Here is a 20552-nt window from a genome sequence, read left to right on the forward strand (position 1 = left end):
CCCTCGGGATCTCATGGCCATCGATCTGGAAGACCTTCCCGTCCTGCTTGGTGAAGTGGAGCGTTTTGCCCTCGCCCGAATCGGTGCTGCCGTTGCGCATCCCGAAAATCCACTGGATGGGGTGACTCTGGCGCAGCTGAGCGCTGAGGCCGGGGACATGGGCTTATTGTCGCTGTCAGCAGATCCCGAGGGATATGGCCTGTGGGAGCAACCGGCCGAAAAAGCCGGGATGCTGCTGAGTCTGCGCATGCTGGGCCAGTTCGGTGCGGTGAATGCAGGTGTCGCCTTCGCCTGGCATCGCATCGCTCTGGCCGCTTATGTGGCGCGCCAGTTGCGGCTGCCGCTGAACGCCGATGCGCCGCTGGCCGCCACGCTCGTGCCGACCGGCCACCTCGGTCTGGCCCGCACCAGTTTGGCGCGCTGGCTGACGGGGCAGCCGCCATCCGATGAGGATTCCGCCTTGCTGGCGGACTGGCTGAACCGCCGCGAACACGACACGGTGCTTTACGCGCCCGCGGCTTGGGAAAGCGTGCTGTTGCCGGTCTGGGATCAGCACACGATCGCGTGGCGGCGCGTCAACCGCAGCGACTGGCAGGTGACGAATTGCGCCAGGGCACACGGGTTTGACGAGTTGGCGGCGTTCCGCCTGCGCGAACCACCGGCCTCGGCGGCACCCATCGTCAGCGTACCGGGCGACCCGCGTGCCTTGTTCACCAGGGTGCTGAAAATGGACATGCTCGGGCTGATGGCGATCGGTGGCGGCGCGCTCGCCCGGGCACAAACCATGGCCACGGACTATGCCGCGGTGCGCCGACAAGGCGGCAAGCTCATCGCCGCGCATGCCGCCGTGCAGCAGCTGCTCACCGACATCGAATCGGCGCGCCTGCGGGTCGATCAGGCGCTGGGCAGTTTCGGGCTTGCGCTGGACGAGGTGGACCTGGGCGCCGTGGCCGCCAGTCGCATCGATGTGCACAAGCACCTGTGCCATGCGGCCAACCAGGCGGTCCAGGTGCACGGCGGCATCGGCTACATGCGTGACCTCGGCGTTGAAAAAATCCTGCGCGACCAGAACATGCTGCGCCTGCAAGCCGGCGGCATCCACGACGCACGGCAGTTCGTGGCGGGATGGAAAGGAGCCAGTGCATGAACCACCCGGCGCACCTGCAGGGCCATCTGCCTGCCACGCACCCGCTTTCGCCGCGACATCGGTACGCGCAGTTCCCCTGGGCTGCGCGGATGATGTCCGACTATGCAGCTTCCGACCTGTGGGAAACCGACACCCGGCGGCTGCCCGCCGCGCTGGCACGAATACGCCGCCGGGCACGTCATTTCGCCGAGCAGCACCTGCGTCCGCTTGCGGCCGAAGCGGATCTGGCCCCGCACCTGCCGCCAGGCGAATGTTCCCCGTCGTTGCAGCGGTTGCTGGCCGAGGCCGGACGAGACGGCTGGCTGAGTTATTTCCTGCCGGCGCCGCTCGGCAGCATGCCGTGGCGGGCCCTGCGTCACGCACCGGTCTGGCAGAGCAGCCTGGTGATCGAGGAGTTCAGTCGCGTCTGTGGCGGGCTTTCGCTGTTGCTTTCGGCCCATCACCTGGGCGTGATGCCCTTGCTGCTGTCCGGCAATCCCCGCACGGTTCTCAAGTACGTCGCTCCCATCTATCGCCGCTGCCGGGCAGGGGACCCGCACCTGGTTGCCTTCGCCATTACCGAGCCGGGAGCCGGTTCAGACGTGGAGGACGGTCATGGCGCGGAAAGCTACCGGCCCGGCGTAGTGTCCACGCCCGTGGACGGTGGCTATCTGCTGAACGGGCGCAAGATCTTCATCAGTGGTGGCGATCTGGCGCAGTCGGTGACGGTGTTTGCCGCGTTGCAGGGCGAGGGCATGGCCTCGTGGACCTGTTTCTACGTCGATTGCAACGCACCCGGCTTCAAGCTGGTGCGCACGGAACTGAAGATGGGCATGCGCGCCTCCGGTGCGGCGGAGTTGGAATTCTCGAACGTGTTCGTGCCCCATGACCGGATCATCGGTGGCCTGCGCAATGGCTGGGCGATCAACCGGGCCACCTTGAATACCTCGCGCATCCCGGTGTCCGCCATGGCGCTGGGGATGGCCCGCGCAGCCACCGAAGCGGCGGTTGAATTTGCCCAACAGTACCAACTTGGCGGGAGGCCCTTGATCGACGCGCAGGACGTGCAGCTGTTGCTGGCCGACATGGTGGCGGAAACCCGCTCGCTGCGCAGCCTGATCTGGCAGGAGGCGCGGCATGCCTGGCGGCCCCGCCAATTGCATGCGGCGCTTTGCAAGTTCCACGCAACCGATCGCGCGCAGCGCGTGTGCGAAATGGCGATGGATCTGATGGCCGATCACGGTGGTCTGCACGAGCAGCGCGTCGAAAAGATCTTCCGCGATATCCGCCTGACGCGAATCTTCGAGGGAACGAATCAGATCAATCGCCTGTCGCTGGTGGAAGACTGGCAGACTCAGTTGTTGGACCCCGATACCCATTCGATGCGCCCGGGAGTTTCAGTATGACGACATGGCAGCAGGATCCGTTTTTCCAGTACCCCATGACGAAGTTTCAATGCAGTGAAGGGGAGGTCGATCTGCCGATCCTGTATTTCGACAACTCCAACATGATTCCCATGTTCTGGGTGGATCACGACAAGGCTCGGGCCATGCTCGAACCGCATGCGCTGAATGCGGTCCGGTTCGCTGGTGGCAGGGCCCTGGTCGCGATGGGGTTCTACGAGTACAGGCACACCGCGATCGGATCCTACAACGAGGTGGGAGTGGCGATTGCCGCCACGCCACGCGGTACGCCGCAGCCTGGGTTTCCCCTGCTGTCGTTGTTCGGCAGCATGGACAAGCCACACGTGGGTTTCCATGTGGTTGACCTGCCGGTCACCACGGCGGTGGCCTGTTCTGCCGGGCGCGAGATCTGGGGCTTTCCCAAGTTCGTGACCCAGATCGACTTTTCCCTGAAAGGCCCGGACTTCGCGGGCACGGTCGTCGATCCGCAAAGCAAGACACCGATGGTGACGCTGGCAGGCCGAGTCGGACTGGGCATTCCGGGGCCGCTGCTTGATCTGGTCCTGTACTCCACGCATGACGGCAAGCTGCTGCGCACCCAGGTCAACACCCGGGGCGGGGCCCGGATCTGTCTTCCAGGCTCGATCCAGCTCAAGGTCTCCGACAGCGATCATCCCATGGCTCAACGGTTGCGGGCGCTGGGCCTGCAACAAGCCAGGCCGGCCTTCGTCAGTCATACCCACAAGCTCCAGTTGCGCCTGAATGCCGGGGCTGCGATTGCATGACGGTGATGGCCAGTGGCGTGAAAGCACGGACCCTGCACCGTACCGTGCAACGGCGCGACCTGCTGCAGCATCGCGCGGCAATCGGCCGGTTCCTGCGGGACCCGCGAGACGGCTACACGGCGGCGGACCGCAAGGACATTCCGGCCAGCGCCACCATCTCACCACGAGAACGTGTGGGGCGTGGCGGACGAGGACTTGTACACGCTGGCGCTCGGCCAGATGGACAAGATCCACGCCGCAGGCAAACCGTTCTTCCTGCACATCATAACCACCAGCAACCACCGACCATTCACTTTTCTGGCCGATCGCGTGAATTTCCCGCAACATTCGCGCCAGGGTGCGGTGGCCTACACCGACTGGTCGATTGCCGACTTCATCACGCGCGCGCAGGACAAGCCGTACTTCGCGGACACCGTATTCGTGATCACCGCTGACCACGAAGCGGCGAGCGCCGGCAACGCCAGCATTCCGATCAACCGCTGCCACATCCCGCTGTGGATCTACGCGCCGTCCCACTTCAAGCCGCAGCAGGTCAACCGGCTGAGCAGCCAGATCGACATCCCGCCCACCCTGCTGAGCCTGCTGCATTTCAGCTACTGAAGCCGCTTCTTCGGCTACGACGTGTTCAAGCTGGAGCCACGCCGCGAGCGCGCGTTCCCATCCACCTATGAAAAAGCTCGGCTACCTGCGTGGCGGCAGGCTCACCGTGCTGGAACCGCAGCGCAAGGTGGAGCGGTTCAGGCCCGACTTCGCCACGGGTGATGCCAGCGCCGTCGAGTCGATCGACCAGACCCAGGTCAATAGCGCGATCACCTATTACCAGGTGGCAGCGAACCTGTTCAAGGACGGCGGGCTGGCCCGCCGCAGTGAGGATGCGACGCTGGTACGGCCGCTACCTGCCGAGGAATCGGCAGACGCCGCCTCTGTCGCAGCCACGGGCAAAGTTGTGGTGCCTGCGCCAGTGATCACGTTGGTCACGCAGTAGGCGCGGCAAGAGCTCCCGCTCCATGGAGAGGATCAGGCCATTCGTGGCGCGTCTGCGGGTGGGCCAGGCCGGCAAAACCAGGACCCGCACACAGCCAAGCAGGCTATTGGCCACGCGGGTGTTGTAATGCCCCAGCTCTCGATCGCCGAGGGCGGCAGATCGAACTGCCAGCTGGCTTCGGCCACGGTCGTCTTGCCTTGAATGACGTCCAGCACCGGCGACGACTTGCGCCGGGCCATCCAGCGTTTGATCTCTTCGTCCACCCCGTTGCTCATCAGTGTCTCCTTGGGAAAGGCAACACCGGAGCAAATTCACTGGGTCATTACACACCCGCGCCGTGCTCGGTCAAAGTCTGTGGACTACCAGATCAGATCGTCGGGTACGTCGAACTGCTTGTAGTACTCGTCGTCCGGATCGCTGGTGGCGGCTTTGCTGCGGCCGTGGTCGAGCACGATCATCTCCGCGTCGCGTTCGTAGACTTTGTCGGCGGCAATCCGCGGCAGCAGTTCGTAGCTTTCGCCGTGGCGCACGATCACCAGCGTGCCGGCGGCCAGCTGCGCGCGCAGCGGCTCGTTCACCAGCACGTCCTTGATCTTGTCGCCGTCAGTGAAGCGATAAACGATCTCGCCCTCACGCTTCACCTTGTGCGCCTCGACGATCTGCCGCACCTGCGCCCGTGCCTCGTTCGCGCGCGCCTGCGCATTGCGTTCGGCAGCCATCGCGCGATCGCGCTCGGCCTTCTCCGCCTGCAGCCGCCGCGCCTCGACCTGCTCCGCACTTGGCGCCGCCGGCCCCCTGCCCTGGTGTTTCTTCGCCTGCTCGCGCACGACCTGCGCGGCCTTGGTCTTGTTGACCAAGCCGGCCTTGAGGAGTTGTTCTTGCAGAGGGTTGCGCATGGGGTGGGCGAGAGAGAGCCGAGTGGGGTGGGGATGAGATTGCAGCGTGGGCTCGCGCGTTCAACCCTTACCGGTCAATCCGCGTTGTCCGGCTCGAAGAAGCTCCACCGCACATCCCCGAACTCCGCCTTCATCGCCGCCTCGACGGTATTGATCGCATCGATCAGATTGGCGGTCGGCTGCATGCGTGCCTTCACCGCCACCATCACGTCCGGGCCCATCTGCAGGGTGATCAGGTTCAGCACCTCGGCGACTTCGGGGCGGTTTTTCAGGAAGCTCATCAACTCGTCGCGGCGGCGCGGCTCCACACCCTGGCCGATCAGCAGCGCCTTCACCTCGATCGCCACCAGCACCGCCACCACGATCAGCAGCACGCCGATCGCGATGGTGCCGCCGGCGTCGAACATCAGGTTGCCGGTGAGCATGGTGGTGCCGATGGCGAAGGTGGCCAGGCACAGGCCGACCAGGGCGGCCAGGTCCTCGCCGAAGATCACCAGCAGTTCGCTGGAGCGGGTTTCGCGGAACCAGGTCCACAGGTCCTGGTCGCCGCGGGCCTTGTTCACTTCCTGCAGGCAGCCGCGCAGCGAGATGCCTTCGACCACGATGCCGAACACCAGCACGCCCAGCGCCAGCCACGGCCACTTCAGCGGCTCGGGATGGGTGAGCTTGTGGATGCCCTCGTAGATCGAAAACATACCGCCCACGCTGAACAGCAGGATCGCCACCAGGAACGACCAGAAGTACAGCGCACGCCCCCAGCCCAGCGGGAATTCGTCCGACGGTGGCCGCTTCGCCTGGCGGATGCCGAGCAGCAGCAGTCCCTGGTTGCCGCAGTCGGCCAGCGAGTGCACCGCTTCGGCCATCATCGCGCCGGAGCCGGTGACGAAGGCGGCGAACAGCTTGGCCACGAAGATGGCGAAGTTCGCGCCCAACGCGAGGAAGATCGCCTTCAGCGAATTGGCGTGGCCGGACATACAGGGGTTCTCGGGCTGGGAGGCGGGCGGCAATTGTAGTGGGCGTGTGGGGTGTGGTGTTCGGCTTGGCCACTGGAGCCGGGCTTTTTTTCTGTCTAAGAAACTTCGCGACTGTCCGCTTCTGGTCGAAAGCGGGCAGCCTGAAAGTTAGCTACGGCTTCTTTGTGAAGTGGTCGAGACGCTGCTGCAACATCGATGACAAGTCCTTGTCGTCATTTTCGGTGACATTCCTCATTTTGCAAACGACCTCGGCCTGAGCCCCGATCCATTGTTCGTAGTTACCGGCCCCGGGGCTTTGATAGCGACTTTTTGTGGTGGCAAAAGAGATCCAGTGCTTGCCAGTTTTACCAGATGACTTGAACTCTCCGCACAGCACATCCTGCTTTCCGTTCTCGGAATTAATGGCCTGGCCAAATCGAACGTGTCGGACGTGGATAATTTCGTTTGGTGAGGTTTTGTGAAAATCCGCTGCGGCCTTCGTTAGAAGGAATTCTTCTGCCGACGTGACGGACGCTGCGGACGCCGCGGAGGTCGCAGCCAGGAATATGGCTAGCAGTAATTTCGTATATCTATCCATCGTTCCATTCCATGTTCAGGCAAGCGTTGTATTGCATAGACGCGAAGGCCCGCTCGTTGGTGAGTACCTTCGAGCGCCCCAAGCGGAGTGTCCGATTCACGCTTCCATCCGGGACATTCAATTGCTCTGCCGGTTCTCGTCCGAATTGGCCTTCAGTCGATACCGCGCCCGCTTCGCCTGGCTGTCCCGCGAGAGATACGGAGAAATGAGTAGGAGCAACATCCGCTTTGGGTCGAAAGCGGTCACTTATGGCAGCCTCACCCTCAAGCTTTGGCGCTTGGCCGCGACGCAGCAGCCGTCAGTGGATGCCGACACCCACACCCACGCCGAAGCGGACGTTGTTGCGGCCCTTGTTCATCTCGTCGGCGGTCCACACGTGCGATTGCGCCACGCCGACCAGCGGGAACACATAATCGGCTTCGCCGACCTTGCCGGCGCGGCTGCCGTTGAGCTTGCCGTTGACGGTCATCAGCGCGCCGGAGGGGTAGTCCAGCGGTTCCACGTAACCGGGCATCACCGCGATGAAGCGGCCGTTGCCGCTGTCGTTTGCCTTCGGTCGCTGCGAGGCGTCCAGCGGGTAGGCCAGCAGCTCGATCTCGCTGTGGTCCGCGAACACCTTGACCTGCACGATGCGCCCGCCCCAGATCACCTCGCGGTTGCTGAAGTTCTCCGGCGATTGCGCGACCTGGAACGGTGCCGCGGTGGCTGCGGCGCCGCTGATTTTGTAGATCGGTGCCGGGGCGCAGGCGGCCAGCAGCATCAGCAGAGCGGCCGGCGCGGCGAGGCGGATCGGCAGGGAGGCGAGGCGGGTGTGCATGGTCGTGCTCCTGGGAGAAGCCTGGATACGCCGAGCTTAGCGGCGAGCGGGCGGCCGCGGTAGCCGCGAGGTGGGCAGCGGGCTGGGCGTATTCAGCTGGCTGCCGGCTTCGTCCAGCAGCCAGTCCAGTTTCCATTCGGCCGGGCGTTCCTGCGAGAGCAGGCTGGCCAGCACACGCAGCGGTTCGCGCAGGGTGTCGTCCAGTTTCCACGGCGCGTTGAAGATCACCATGCCCGAGCCGTTGAGGCGCAGCGGAGAATCGTCCGGATGCACCAGCAACTCGGCGCGCAGGATGCGCTTCACCCCGCTGTGCTGCAGCTTGCGCAGGAACGGCTGCACCTGGCTGCGCAGCTTGATCGGGTACCACACCGCGTAGATGCCGCCGGGCCAGCGCGGCAGGGCGGCCTTCAGCGCCTGCTCGATCAGCCGGTATTCGTCCTCTTGCGCCTCGTAGGGCGGGTCGATCAGCACCAGTCCGCGCTTCTCCTTCGGCGGCAGCAGCGCCTTCAGTGCCTCATAGCCGTCGCGCTGGTGCACGTGCACCTGCGGGTTGCCGCGGAACAGTTCGCGCAACTTCACCGCTTCCTCGGCGTGCAGCTCGCACAGCTGCGCGCTGTCGCCCGGGCGCAGCACCCGGGCGACCTGCAGCGGGGAGCCGGGGTAGTACTTCAGGCCGTGCTCGTTGCCTTCGCCGCCGAGGATGCCGTCGCGCCAGCGCCGCAGCAGCGGCGGCAGCTTCTCGGCCGGGTGCAGGCGGGCGATGCCATCGTGATACTCGCCGGTCTTCTTGGCCTCGTGGCCTTCCAGCGCATAGCTGCCGCTGCCGGCATGGGTGTCGACGTAGCAGAATGATGTGGGCTTGGTCTGCAACGCCTCGACCAGGGCCAGCAGCACGACGTGCTTGAGGACGTCGGCGAAGTTGCCGGCGTGATAGGCGTGGCGGTAGTTCATGGCGGTCACGGCGGGCGGGCTGCCCAGTATAGATGGGCCCGCGGCGCCGGCCCGGGCGTCACGTGACCTTTCCTGCACATTCGCCGGCGCAGGCTCCTGCCGTTGCAGCGTTGCAACCGGCCGGACATCGGCTCCGGACGTTCCCTGCGCGGAGAATCATCATGACGTTCCTGCCAAGAATCATTGTTTCGACGGCCGCTGTCGGCCTCTGCCTGGCATTCGGCACGGTCAGCGCCCAGAACACCGGAGGCATGGCGCCGGCGTCGTCGTCGAGCGGCATGGGCCAGATGGGCGGTATGCATCAGCAGATGATGCGCCACAACAAGAACGGCAGCATGCACATCATGCCGGCCACGGTGAGTTCGGTCGACACCAAGACTGGCATGGTCGAGGCGGACTCGGAAGGCATGTCGCTGCGCCTGCATTTCCCGCCCGCTTCGGTGGCGAACCTGAAAGCCGGCGACAAGATCACGCTGCACATGGGCTACACCAGGTAGCGTTGGGCGACTCACCTGTGGCAGGCGTGCCGGCGAGGCCCGATGGACCCTCGTCCAGGGTTGAGACCCGCCGGCACGAACCCTATGCTGTGCTGATGAACCACCCGCTGCGCCATGTTGCACGTTTGCCGTTCCTGCGGGCGATGGCATGGTTGGCGTGGCTGATCCTCGCTCTGGCGCCGTTGCACGGCATGCCGCGCGGGATGGTCGGCGACGCGATTGGTGCGGCGCCAGCGGCTATGGTTGCGCACGTGGTCGATCACGGTCGACACGTCATGCCGGCTCCGGCCGACTGTTGCGGTGGTCCGCACCACGACCAGCACGGGTCGATGGGATCGGCCCAGTGCGCGGCGGCGTGCGGCAGCGCGCTGCCAGCGCTGGCGATGGCCGGGCTCGTGCCGGTGGCACCGGAGCCGTTGCGTGTTTCTTCCTCCGTCGTGGCGGCGCCCAGTGTCGTCCACGCAGTGCCGTTGCGGCCCCCGGTCGGCTGATTCCGTCCGCTGCGATAGCGCTTTCGCGCCCGCCCTGCAGCGGGCGTGAACGCAGCCCTTGATCGGTATCGGCCGCCGATGCCTCCCTCGAAGGAAGTGAACGTGAATCCATTTTCTCCATTGCCCGCGACCGACCTGTCGCGGCGACGTTTCGTGCAGGGCCTGGCCCTGGGCGGTGCGGTGGCCGGTCTCGGCCTGCTGCGCCCTCCGAACGCCTGGGCGCTGACCAGCCCAGGGCAGCCCACCGTGCTCAGCGGCACCGACTTTGCGCTGGACGTCGTCGAGACCGCCGTCAATTTCACCGGCGCGGCGCGGCCCGCGATCACGGTCAATGGCAGCGTGCCCGGTCCCTTGTTGCGCTGGCGGCAGGGCACCACGGTGAACCTGCGCGTGACCAACCACCTGCGCGTGCCGACCTCGATCCACTGGCACGGCATCATCCTGCCGTTCCAGATGGACGGCGTGCCCGGCCTCAGCTTCGACGGCATCGCGCCGGGCGAAAGCTTTCTGTATCGGTTCCAGGTGCGCCAGAGCGGCACCTACTGGTACCACTCGCATTCGGGTTTCCAGGAACAGAACGCGTTGTACGGCCCGCTGGTGATCGAGCCGGACGGCCCCGAGCGCTACCCGACGGACCGCGACTACGTGGTGATGCTCAACGACTGGACCGACGAGGATCCCGAGCGCATCTACGCCAAGCTGAAAAAACAGAGCGACTACTACAACTTCGCCCAGCCCACCGTGCCGGATTTCTTCCGCGACGTGCGCACGAAGGGTCTGAGCCACGCGCTGGCCATGCGCAAGATGTGGAACCAGATGCGCATGAACCCGACCGACCTGAGCGACGTTTCCGGCTACACCTACACCTACCTGATGAACGGCGCCGCGCCCGCGGGCAACTGGACCGGCATCTTCAAGCCCGGCGAGAAGATCCGACTGCGCTTCATCAACGGCTCGTCGTCCACCTTCTTCGACGTGCGCATCCCCGGCCTGAAGATGACGGTGATCGCCGCCGATGGCCAGGACGTACAGCCGGTGCCGGTCGACGAGTTCCGCTTCTCGCCGGCCGAAATCTACGACGTCATCGTCGAGCCGCAGGAGGAGCGCGCGTACACGCTGTTCGCCCAGTCGATCGACCGCAGCGGCTACGCGCGCGGCACGCTGGCGCCGCGCGCCGGGATGGAGGCGGAGGTGCCATCGGTGGACAAGCGCGTGTGGCTGGACATGCGCGACATGATGGGCGCGATGTCGCACGCGGACCACGGCGGCCAAGCCACGATGCCCGGCATGGACCACGGCGCCATGGACCACGGCAGCATGGCCGGCATGGCGGCTGCACCCGTACCGGTCGTGCGCCACGCCCGCACCGAATACGGCCCCGGCGTGGACATGCACGTCGACATGCCGCGCACCAACCTCGACGATCCGGGCACCGGCCTGCGCGACAACGGCCGCCGCGTGCTGACCTATGCCGACTTGCACACCATCGGCGGCCCGATCGACGCACGCGAGCCCAGCCGCGAGATCGAACTGCACCTGACCGGCAACATGGAGCGTTTCATGTGGTCGTTCGACGGCATCAAGTATTCCGACGCCAAGCCGATCCACTTCAATACCGGCGAACGCCTGCGCATTGTGCTGGTCAACGACACCATGATGAACCACCCGATCCACCTGCACGGCATGTGGAGCGAGCTGGAAAATCCCGACGGGCAGTTCCAGGTGCGCAAGCACACCGTCAACGTGCAGCCGGCGCAACGCGTCAGCTACGCAGTGACGGCCGACGCGCCGGGGCGCTGGGCCTACCACTGCCACCTGCTGTACCACATGGAAGCGGGCATGTTCCGCGAGGTGGTGGTGGCATGAGCGCGAACCGTCGAACCATTGCATTTTCCGGGCGCCACCCGTTGCTGCTGGCCGCGCTGCTGCTGGCCATGCCGCTGGCGGCGACGGCGCAGAGCGCGCCGGCCTCGTCGGGCAGCACCGCACCGATGGACATGGGCGCGATGCCGGGCATGGACCACGCCGGCATGCACGGCATGACGATGCCGGCCAGCACCAGCAGCAGTGCGCCACCGGCGGCGAAGACGCCGGTCAAAAAGACGAAGAAGCCGCACGCCCCGGCCACGCCGGCAGCTGCGCCCGCCGGCGCGCACCCCATGCACGACATGGACCATGGCGCGATGTCGCCGATGGACCACGGCTCGATGCATGGGATGGGCCATGGCGCGTCGTCCACCACGCCCACGGCCTCCAGTCATGTCATGGCGGGCACGGAGCAGCAGGCGATGCCGGAGATGGATCACGGCGCGATGCCCGGCATGGACCATGGCGCGGCACACGGCACGGGAGCGGTGCCGGCCATGGCGATGGGGCCGATGCAGGGCGGCCGCGCACCGGCGGATGCACGCAGCGGCGATTATTCCGACGGCATCGCCGCCAGCCCTGCGCATGGACTGCACCTGCACGGCAGCGCGTTGGCCGGCATGTTGCTGGTCGATCAACTGGAAGCGTTCCACGGCCGCGACGGCAACGGCCAGACGTGGGAAGCCGAAGGCTGGTACGGCAGTGACGCGGACAAGCTGTGGTTGCGCAGCGAGGGCGAGCGCAGCCGCGGCCGGTTAGAGGATGGCGAGATCGAGGCGTTCTGGAACCATTCCGTCGCCACGTTCTGGGGCACGCAACTGGGCGTGCGCCACGACTTCGGTACCGGCCCGCGGCGCGAATGGGCCGCGTTCGGCGTGCAAGGCCTGGCGCCGTACTGGTTCGAGATCCAGGCCACCGCCTATGTCGGGCCTTCCGGACGCACCGCGGCGCGCCTGCGTGCCGACTACGAGCTGCTGTTCACCCAGCGGCTGATCCTGCAGCCGGAACTGGAGGTCAACCTGTACGGCAAATCCGACCCGGCGCGCGGCATCGGCAGCGGCATCTCGGATGCGAAGCTGGGGCTGCGCCTGCGCTATGAGATACGTCGTGAATTCGCACCGTACATCGGCGTAGTCTGGACGCGCCGCTTCGGCGCCACCGCGGACTTCGCCCGAGACGGGCATCAGGCGGTCTTCGACCAGCAATGGGTCGCTGGCCTGCGCATCTGGTTCTAAGGAGATTTCATGAAGCGATTCATCATTACCCTCGTGGTTCTTTGCGTCGTCGCCATCGCCGGTGTCGGCGTCTTCGTCGTGTCCGGTGTCTACAACATCGGTGCCGACGCCCACCACACGAAACCCGTCTACGCGCTGATGCAGGCGCTGCGCGAACGTTCGATCGCGCATCACGCGAAGGACGTCGTGGTGCCGAGCCTCGACGACCCGCAGCTGATCCTGAAAGGCGCTGGCCAGTACGCGGCGATGTGCACCGGCTGCCACCTGGCGCCGGGCCTGGGCGAGAACGAGATGCGCCCGGGCCTGTACCCGCAGCCGCCCGAGCTGGCGAAATTCCGGCCCGACCCGCGCCAGGCGTTCTGGGTGATCAAGCACGGCATCAAGATGAGCGCGATGCCGGCCTGGGGCGCCAGCCACGACGACGCCACCATTTGGAGCATGGTCGCGTTCCTGCAGAAAATGCCCGACATGACGCCGGCGCAATACAAGGACATCGTGGCCAGGGCACCGCAGGACCACGACATGGACGAGGCGGGCGGCCACAGTCACAGCCATGGCGGGGCCGCCGGCGAGGATGCGCATGGTGCGGCTGCGATGGAGGGCATGGCCATGGCCGGCGAAGCGGGGCACAGCCACGACGCTGCTGATGGCGATGCCCACGAACACGCCGCCGCGCCAGCGGTCGAGGCGCCGCTGTCCATGGAAGGCATGAAGCCGGGCGCGGTGCCGACGGCCGAAGCGGTGGCGCGGACATTCCAGACCGCGTTGCAGCGCGGCGACCGCGAGGCCGTGCTCGCGCTGTTGGCGCCCGATGTCCGCGTCAGCGAAGGCGGCCACACGCAGACGCGCGACGAATACGTCGCCGGCCATCTGGGCGACGACATCAAGTTTCTGAAGGCCGCGAAGCTCACGCCGGTCTCGCTGGGCTCGATGCCGATGGGCGACACCGCGATGGTCGGCAGCGAGAGCGAGATCGAGGCCATGATCAAGGGCAAGTCGACCACGCTGCGCAGCCGCGAGATGCTCAAGCTCAGGAAGGACGGCGACAGCTGGAAGATCGTGTCCGTCCAGTGGGAAACCGCCCCGGTACCAGGAGAATGATGATGAAGCGTTGGCTTTCCCGCACGGGCATCAGCCTGCTGTTTGCGATGTTGTTCGCGCCGGTGGCGCTGGCGGCGAACGCGTTCGATGTCTACAGCGACCCGTCCTGCGGCTGCTGCGGCGCATGGGTCGAGTACATGCGCGCGCAGGGCTATACCGTCACCGTGCACCAGGACCAGCCGATGGCGGCGGTGAAGGCGCGCTTCGGCGTGCCGTCGGGTGCGGTGTCTTGTCACACTGCGGTGATCGACGGCTACGTGATCGAAGGGCACGTGCCGGTGCAGGACATCCGCCGCCTGCTCGCTGAGCGACCGGACGCCATCGGCATCGCCGCGCCCGGCATGCCGATGGGTTCGCCCGGCATGGAGATGGGTGCGCCCGAACGTTACGACGTGGTGCTGATCGGCCGCGACGGCTCGACCCGGGTCTACGCGACGCACGGCCCGGGCGCGTGAGCGACGCCGCGCTGCCTGGTTGATCCGCATCAATGACGCCGCCGCCCCTGACGCTACAGTACCCGTGAGATGAAACGCGCCTTCCGCCTCCGCCCGCTCACCCGTCGCCGCCTTGCGTGGCTGGTGGCCCTGCTGCTGCTTTGGCAGCAGGTGGCGGTGGCCGCGTATGCCTGTGGCACCGCGCCGGCGTCGCCTGGCGCGGTCGCGGCGGCCGTGGCGGTGCACTCGTCGTCGATGGCAGCGATGAGTGGCGGCTGCATGGAAATGCCGGCGGCGCCGGCCGATCCGCTGTGCCGACAGCACTGCCAACCCGACCACGCCACCCAGGTCGATGCGCGCAGCGCCTCGGTGCCGGCCAGCATGCTGGCCGCGTTGCCGCCGGAGTTGCCGTCCGTGGCCGCGGTGGCGTTGCCGTCGCATCGCGCCTTGGTGCGACGGGATCAGCTGCGTGCACCGCCACCCCTCCCTCGATTGTTGTTCTGCTCGCTCCTGATTTGATCTGACACGTCGCGCTATCCACTGACGTGGTGTCGTCGTGTCCGTTCTGGCACGGCGCATCTTCCAGATCGACGGAGTGTCCATCCATGTTGTACATGTATTTCGCCCGACGCCTGCTGGCGACAGGCCTGGCCGCGCTCCTGTGGGGAGCGGTGGCCACGGCGGCACAAGCCGTCGAACCGCCGCTGACGTTTGCAGCGGCTGTCCAACGCGGGCTGGCGCGTGCCCCGCAAATCGAGGCACGTGCCGCTGATGTCGCTGCCACGCACGAGGAGGCAGCGCGTGCCGGACGCTTGCCGGACCCGGCGCTGACCTTCGGGATCGCCAGTTATCCGGTGACCGCACCGGGCGCCTTCAGTTTGCGCTCGGACGGCATGACCATGCGCACCGTAGGCGTGATGCAAGCCATCCCGTCGCGCGCGGCCCGAGCTGCGGAGCGCGGGCTGGCCGATGCCCAGATCGGTGCCGCCGAAGCGAATCGCATAGCCACCGCGCAGACCGTGCAGGAGCGTATCGCCGATGCCTGGATCGACGTATGGATCACCGAGCGTGCGCGCGCGCTGCTGGGCGAACTGAGCGGCGAGAGCGCGCTGGCCGTGCAAACCACCCAGGCGCGATTGCGCGGCGGCGAAGGTGGTGCTTCCGATGCACTGGCCGCGCGTGCGGCGGCTTCCCTGCTCGATAATCGCCTGGAGGCCACTGACGCAGACATCGCGGCGGCGCAGGCCAGCCTGCAACGCTGGGTAGGGCCCATCACCGGCCCACTCGGCGAGGCGCCGGACTTCAGTCGATTGCCGGTGAGCGCGCAAAGCCTGCAGCGATCCATCGACGAGCAGGCGCCGATGCAGGCGTGGACGGCGCGCGAACAGGTGGCGCAAGCCGCGCTTGACCAGGCGCGTGCAACCAGGCACCCGGACTGGAGCGTCAGTGCCGAATATGGCAAGCGTGCGCCACGGATGTCGGACATGCTCACGGTGCAGTTCAGCGTCAGCCTGCCGCTGTTTACCCACAACCGACAGGATCGCGGCATCAGCGCGAGGCAAGCGCAGCGCGATGCCGTCCAGGCTGACCATGAAGATGCCCGGCGCGCCCAGCAGGAAACTGTCGCGCGCGCCGCGGCAACCTGGGAGGGCTGGAATCGCCAGATCGAGCGCTATCAGCAAACCCTGCTGCCGCTGGCGCGCGACCGCGCGCAAACAGCGCTGGCCGGTTATCGCGGTGGTGGCGTGCTGCAGCCTTGGCTGGATGCCCGTCGCGACGAGATCGAACTGCGCCTGAGCTATGCCGACGCGCTCGCTGCTCGCGCACGGTTGTGGGCATCGCTGGCCTATCTATTGCCTTCGGAGGTGACGCCATGAAGCGTCCATTGATCATTTTTGCCGCCGTTTTTTTCGCGGCGCTGTTGCTCCTGGTGGGCTACCTCGGCGGCCGCCGCCAACCTGTCGGCACAGCAGCCCCCGCGGGCACACCGGTTTCCTCGCCGAGCTCCGCCAAAGAGATCCTGTACTGGTACGACCCGATGGAGCCGGCGCAGCACTTCCCGAAGCCTGGCAAATCACCCATGGGCATGGACATGGTGCCCAAATATGCGGGTGACGAGGCGGGCGCTGAAGGCGTGCGCATCGACCCGGGCACGGTACAGAATCTGGGCATCCGGACCACGTCGGTCGAACGCCGTGTCCTGTCTACTGCGGTACGGGTGCCGGGCACCATCACGTGGAATCCGCGCGAAGCCACCACGGTCAGCGCCCGCGTCGACGCGGTGATCAGCAAGTTGTGGGTGCGTGCACCGTATACGCAGGTGACGGCGGGCGAGCCGCTGGCCGAGCTGTTGGCGCCGCAGTGGAGCAGCGCACTGGCCGAGTACGACGCGCTGCAGGGCGCGCAATCGGCTGATGCGAAGGCCTTGCGCAGCGCGGCCCGCGAGCGCCTGCGGGTGCTCGGTCTGACCGCCGCGGAGATCCGCACCGCGCGCCGCGGTGCGGGCGCGGCGATCACGCTGGATGCGCCGCAAACGGGCGTGGTCACCACGCTGGAGGTACGGGAAGGCCAGCGGGTCGGTGCCGGGCAGACGCTGATGACGTTGAACAGCCTGGCGACGGTCTGGGTCGAGGCGGCGTTGCCGCAGGCGGTCGCCGGCACGGTGCATAGTGGTACGCCGGTTACGGTGAGCGCCGATGCGTTGCCCGGGCAGGAGTTCCACGGCAGCGTGGAGACGCTGCTGCCGGACATCGACAACGCCACGCGCACCCAGCGCGCGCGCATCGTGCTGGCCAATCCGGACGGCCGACTGAGTCCGGGCATGTTCGCCACCGTGCAACTGCAGCCGGCCGAAGGCGAGGCCGTGCCGGTGGTGCCGAGTGATGCACTGATCGCCACCGGCGTGCAGACGCGGGTGATCGTGGCGGAGGCCGATGGCCGTTTCCGCCCGCTGGCTGTGCATGCCGGACGCTCGGCCGATGGCTACACGGAAATCCTGCACGGCCTGCGCGGCGGTGAAAAGGTCGTCGTCTCCGGACAGTTCCTGATCGACTCGGAGGCCAGCCTGTCTGGTGCGCTGGAACGCCTTGGCGAACACGGAGAGGTTCCTGCGGCCGCCACCAGTGCACCTCATCCGGCAACCTCGCATGACCCGCATGCGGGCCACGTGATGCCGAGCGGAGGCCATCCATGATCGCCGCCCTCATCCGCGCCGCCATCGCCAACCGCGTGTTCGTGCTGCTGGCCGCGCTGGCGCTGGCCGCGGCCGGCGTGTTCTCGCTGACGCGCACGCCGCTGGACGCCTTGCCGGACCTTTCCGACACCCAGGTGATCATCCGCACCAGCTGGGCCGGGCAATCGCCGCAGGTGGTCGAGGATCAGGTCACCTATCCGCTGGCCACCACCATGCTGTCGGTGCCCGGCGCCCGCACGGTGCGTGCTTACTCGTTCTTCGGCGACTCCTACGTCTATGTGCTGTTCGACGACAGCACCGACCTGTACTGGGCGCGCTCGCGTGTGCTGGAGTACCTGAGCCAGGTTCGCGACCGGTTGCCCGCCGGGGTTAACCCGTCGCTCGGCCCCGACGCCACCGGCCTGGGCTGGATCTACGAATATGCGCTAGTCGACCGCACCGGCAAGCACGACCTCGGCGAACTACGCGCGCTGCAGGACTGGTTCCTGCGCTACCAGCTGAAGACCGTGCCGGACGTGGCCGAGGTGGCCAGCTTGGGCGGCATGGAACGCGCCTGGCAGATCGTGCCGGACCCGCAGGCGCTGGCCGCGCGCGGCATCACTGTGGCGCAACTGGTGGACGCGGTGCGTGCGGCCAACGGCGCCGGTGGCGGCTCGGTGATCGAGCAGGGCGAGGCGGAGCTGATGGTGCGCAGCGAAGGCTACCTGCGCAGCCGCGGGGATTTCGAGCGCGTGCCGGTCGGCGCCAATGCGAGCGGCGTGCCGGTGCTGCTTGGCGACGTCGCCACGGTGCGGCGCGGGCCGAGCTTCCGGCGCGGCATCGCCGAGCTGGACGGCCAGGGCGAGGTGGCCGGCGGCATCATCGTGCTGCGCTCGGGCAAGAACGCGAAGGCCGCGATCGATGCAGTCAAGGCGAAGCTCACCGACCTCAAGCGCAGCCTGCCGGCCGGCGTCGAGATCGTGCCGACCTACGACCGCGCGCAGCTGATCAGTGCGGCGGTGGACAACCTGTGGGGCAAGCTGCTGGAAGAGTTCCTGGTGGTGGCGCTGGTCTGCGTGCTGTTCCTCGGCCACCTGCGCTCGGCGCTGGTGGCGGTAATCAGCCTGCCGCTGGGCGTGCTCGTCGCGTTCATCGCGCTGCACCTGCAGGGCGTGACGGCGAACCTGATGTCGCTCGGCGGCATCGCCATCGCGATCGGCGCGATGGTCGATGCGGCGGTGGTGATGATCGAGAACGCGCACAAGCACCTGGAGCACTGGCGCGACGCGCACGACGGCAGGGAACCGCAGGGCGCGGCGCGCTGGTCGCTGGTGGTCGAGGCGGCGGCGGAGGTGGGGCCGGCGCTGTTCGTCAGCCTGCTGATCATCGCGTTGTCGTTCATCCCGGTGTTCGCGCTGCAGGGGCAGGAGGGCAAGCTGTTCAAGCCGCTGGCGTTCACCAAGACCTACGCGATGGCGGCGGCGGCCGGGCTGGCGGTGACCCTGGTGCCGGTGCTGATGGGCTACCTGATCCGCGGGCGCATCCGACCGGAACACGCCAACCCGCTCAACCGTGGATTGATTGCGCTGTACCGGCCGATCCTGGAGGCGGTGCTGCACCATCCAAAGGCGACCCTGGTGCTGGCCGGCCTGCTGTTGCTCAGCGCGCTGCTGCCGCTCAGTCGGCTCGGCAGCGAGTTCATGCCGGCGATGGACGAAGGCACGCTGCTTTACATGCCCACCGCGCTGCCCGGATTGTCCTCGGGCAAGGCCGCGCAGCTGCTGCAGCTGACCGACCGCATGATCAAGACCGTGCCCGAGGTCGACCACGTGTTCGGCAAGGCCGGCCGCGCCGACACGGCGACCGACCCGGCACCGATGGAGATGTTCGAAACCACCATCACGTTCAAGCCGAAGGACCAATGGCGGCCGGGCATGACGATGGACAAGATCAAGACGGAACTGGACCAGGCGGTGCAGGTACCGGGCCTCACCAACCTGTTCGTGCCGCCACTGCGCAACCGCATCGACATGCTGGCCACCGGCATCAAGAGCCCGATCGGCATCAAGGTGCTGGGCAACGATGTCGACCGCCTGCAGACAGTGGCCGATGCGATCGAGGCGGTGGCGCGTACCGTGCCGGGCGTGGGTTCGGCGGTTGCCGAGCGCGCCGCTGCGGGGCGCTACGTGGACGTGCGCATCCGCCGCGCCGAGGCCGCGCGTTACGGGTTGACCCAGCGGCAGCTGCAGGAGCTGGTGGCGACGGTGGTCGGCGGCGATCCGATCGACCAGGTCATCGAAGGCCGCGAGCGCTATCCCATCGTGCTGCGCTACCCGCGGGCCGAGCGCGATTCATTCGCTGCATTGAAGGCATTGCCGATCGTCGCCGCCAACGGCGTGCAGCTGACCCTGGGGCAGGTGGCCGACATCGAGGTGGTCGCCGGGCCGCCGATGCTCAAGAGCGAGAACGGTCAGCTCGCGGCCTACATCTACGTCGACACCGCCGGCCGCGACCTCGGCACGGTGGTGGCGGACCTGCAACGTGCGGTGGCGCGCGAGGTCCCGTTGCCGGCGGGCATCACGGTGGCGTGGTCGGGCCAGTTCGAATACCTGGCGCAGGCGATGCAGCGGCTGACCCTGGTGGTGCCAGTCGTGCTGCTGATCGTCTTCGTGCTGATCTACGCGGTGTTCCGCCGGGTGAGCGAGGCGGCGCTGATCATGGCCAGCGTGCCGCTGGCGCTGGTCGGCGGCCTGTGGCTGATCTGGCTGCTCGGGCATGCGGTGTCGATCGCGACGATGATCGGCTTCATCGCGCTGGCCGGCGTCGCCGCCGAATTCGGCGTGGTGATGATGCTGTACCTGCGCCACGCGTGGGATCGCCAGCTGACGGCCGATCCGCGCTCGGGGCCGGCCGAGCTGGACGAGGCGATCCGCGAGGGCGCGGTGCAGCGCGTGCGGCCGAAGGCGATGACCGTGGCGGTGATCCTTGCCGGTCTGTTTCCGATCCTGCTCGGCCAGGGCGCCGGTTCCGAAGTGATGCAGCGCATCGCGGCGCCGATGATCGGCGGCATGCTCACCGCGCCGCTGCTGTCGATGCTGGTAATTCCCGCGGCGTTCCGGTTGCTGGTCCTGCGACGCTTGCGCAGGAACGTCCCGAGCGCGCGCCCCCAACCCGACGGAGGGAAATCCACGCCATGAAAAAGGCTCTTCCCGCCCTGGCACTCACCGGCTCACTGGTCAAGC

The 20552-nt window shown here is 67.0% G+C and carries 21 protein-coding genes; 15 read left to right on the forward strand and 6 right to left on the reverse strand.

The window, feature by feature from the left end:
- The first annotated feature begins 13 nt into the window (after positions 1–13).
- The 5 genes from UUA_RS06575 to UUA_RS20300 all read left to right on the forward strand — a co-directional run bounded on the left by UUA_RS06575 (position 14) and on the right by UUA_RS20300 (position 4299).
- Positions 14–1147: an acyl-CoA dehydrogenase family protein gene (locus tag UUA_RS06575; protein WP_039953663.1), complete on the forward strand. Its 1134-nt coding sequence runs from the start codon at positions 14–16 to the stop codon at positions 1145–1147.
- A complete protein-coding gene (locus UUA_RS06580; protein WP_008435308.1) occupies positions 1144–2532 on the forward strand; it encodes an acyl-CoA dehydrogenase family protein in 1389 nt (462 codons plus the stop codon). The genes UUA_RS06575 and UUA_RS06580 overlap by 4 nt, the downstream gene beginning before the upstream one ends.
- Entirely contained in the window at positions 2529–3314 is a 786-nt protein-coding gene (locus UUA_RS06585; RefSeq protein ID WP_008435309.1) for an acetoacetate decarboxylase family protein, read from the forward strand. The genes UUA_RS06580 and UUA_RS06585 overlap by 4 nt, the downstream gene beginning before the upstream one ends.
- Positions 3315–3494: 180 nt before the next feature.
- A complete protein-coding gene (locus UUA_RS20295; RefSeq protein WP_425476883.1) occupies positions 3495–3914 on the forward strand; it encodes an LTA synthase family protein in 420 nt (139 codons plus the stop codon).
- A 67-nt stretch (positions 3915–3981) separates the two neighbouring features.
- Positions 3982–4299 carry a hypothetical protein gene (locus UUA_RS20300; RefSeq protein ID WP_153022986.1) on the forward strand — a complete coding sequence of 106 codons (318 nt, stop codon included), beginning with the start codon at positions 3982–3984 and terminating at the stop codon, positions 4297–4299.
- A gap of 32 nt (positions 4300–4331) precedes the next feature.
- On the opposite strand, the gene UUA_RS19965 is transcribed toward UUA_RS20300, so the two are convergent.
- From UUA_RS19965 to UUA_RS06615, 6 genes are all read right to left on the reverse strand, one after another.
- Positions 4332–4574: a hypothetical protein gene (locus tag UUA_RS19965; protein ID WP_008435310.1), complete on the reverse strand. Its 243-nt coding sequence runs from the start codon at positions 4572–4574 to the stop codon at positions 4332–4334.
- Between the two features lie 84 nt (positions 4575–4658).
- A complete protein-coding gene (locus UUA_RS06595) occupies positions 4659–5195 on the reverse strand; it encodes a DUF2058 domain-containing protein (RefSeq protein ID WP_039953664.1) in 537 nt (178 codons plus the stop codon).
- A gap of 74 nt (positions 5196–5269) precedes the next feature.
- Positions 5270–6169: a cation diffusion facilitator family transporter gene (locus UUA_RS06600; protein ID WP_008435312.1), complete on the reverse strand. Its 900-nt coding sequence runs from the start codon at positions 6167–6169 to the stop codon at positions 5270–5272.
- Between the two features lie 151 nt (positions 6170–6320).
- On the reverse strand, positions 6321–6746 hold the full coding sequence (locus UUA_RS06605) for a hypothetical protein (protein WP_008435313.1): 426 nt from the start codon (positions 6744–6746) through the stop codon (positions 6321–6323).
- A gap of 298 nt (positions 6747–7044) precedes the next feature.
- Positions 7045–7563, reverse strand: coding sequence for a Slp family lipoprotein (locus tag UUA_RS06610; protein WP_008435314.1), 519 nt, complete (start codon positions 7561–7563; stop codon positions 7045–7047).
- A 36-nt stretch (positions 7564–7599) separates the two neighbouring features.
- Entirely contained in the window at positions 7600–8514 is a 915-nt protein-coding gene (locus tag UUA_RS06615) for a 23S rRNA (adenine(2030)-N(6))-methyltransferase RlmJ (RefSeq protein ID WP_008435315.1), read from the reverse strand.
- A 161-nt stretch (positions 8515–8675) separates the two neighbouring features.
- On the opposite strand from UUA_RS06615, the gene UUA_RS06620 reads away from it, so the two are divergent.
- The 10 genes from UUA_RS06620 to UUA_RS06665 all read left to right on the forward strand — a co-directional run bounded on the left by UUA_RS06620 (position 8676) and on the right by UUA_RS06665 (position 20507).
- Positions 8676–9011 carry a hypothetical protein gene (locus tag UUA_RS06620; RefSeq protein ID WP_008435316.1) on the forward strand — a complete coding sequence of 112 codons (336 nt, stop codon included), beginning with the start codon at positions 8676–8678 and terminating at the stop codon, positions 9009–9011.
- A 95-nt stretch (positions 9012–9106) separates the two neighbouring features.
- Entirely contained in the window at positions 9107–9502 is a 396-nt protein-coding gene (locus tag UUA_RS06625; RefSeq protein WP_235605962.1) for a hypothetical protein, read from the forward strand.
- A gap of 102 nt (positions 9503–9604) precedes the next feature.
- Positions 9605–11368 (forward strand): copper resistance system multicopper oxidase, encoded by a 1764-nt coding sequence (locus UUA_RS06630; RefSeq protein ID WP_039953673.1) that lies wholly within the window; start codon positions 9605–9607, stop codon positions 11366–11368.
- Entirely contained in the window at positions 11365–12603 is a 1239-nt protein-coding gene (locus UUA_RS19870; RefSeq protein ID WP_008435320.1) for a copper resistance protein B, read from the forward strand. Before UUA_RS06630 ends, UUA_RS19870 begins: the two co-directional genes overlap by 4 nt.
- A 9-nt stretch (positions 12604–12612) precedes the next feature.
- Complete coding sequence (locus tag UUA_RS06640; protein WP_008435322.1) at positions 12613–13704, forward strand: c-type cytochrome; 1092 nt, start codon at positions 12613–12615, stop codon at positions 13702–13704.
- Positions 13705–13706: 2 nt separating this feature from the next.
- Complete coding sequence (locus tag UUA_RS06645) at positions 13707–14159, forward strand: DUF411 domain-containing protein (protein ID WP_039953665.1); 453 nt, start codon at positions 13707–13709, stop codon at positions 14157–14159.
- Positions 14160–14228: 69 nt separating this feature from the next.
- Complete coding sequence (locus UUA_RS06650; protein WP_008435324.1) at positions 14229–14657, forward strand: hypothetical protein; 429 nt, start codon at positions 14229–14231, stop codon at positions 14655–14657.
- Positions 14658–14743: 86 nt separating this feature from the next.
- Complete coding sequence (locus tag UUA_RS06655; protein WP_008435329.1) at positions 14744–16015, forward strand: TolC family protein; 1272 nt, start codon at positions 14744–14746, stop codon at positions 16013–16015.
- Entirely contained in the window at positions 16012–17331 is a 1320-nt protein-coding gene (locus tag UUA_RS06660) for an efflux RND transporter periplasmic adaptor subunit (protein ID WP_039953666.1), read from the forward strand. The genes UUA_RS06655 and UUA_RS06660 overlap by 4 nt, the downstream gene beginning before the upstream one ends.
- Positions 17328–20507: an efflux RND transporter permease subunit gene (locus UUA_RS06665; protein ID WP_008435337.1), complete on the forward strand. Its 3180-nt coding sequence runs from the start codon at positions 17328–17330 to the stop codon at positions 20505–20507. The genes UUA_RS06660 and UUA_RS06665 overlap by 4 nt, the downstream gene beginning before the upstream one ends.
- Positions 20508–20552 lie beyond the last annotated feature (45 nt).

The sequence above is a fragment of the Rhodanobacter thiooxydans LCS2 genome (assembly GCF_000264375.1).
In the GTDB taxonomy this organism is placed as follows: domain Bacteria; phylum Pseudomonadota; class Gammaproteobacteria; order Xanthomonadales; family Rhodanobacteraceae; genus Rhodanobacter; species Rhodanobacter thiooxydans.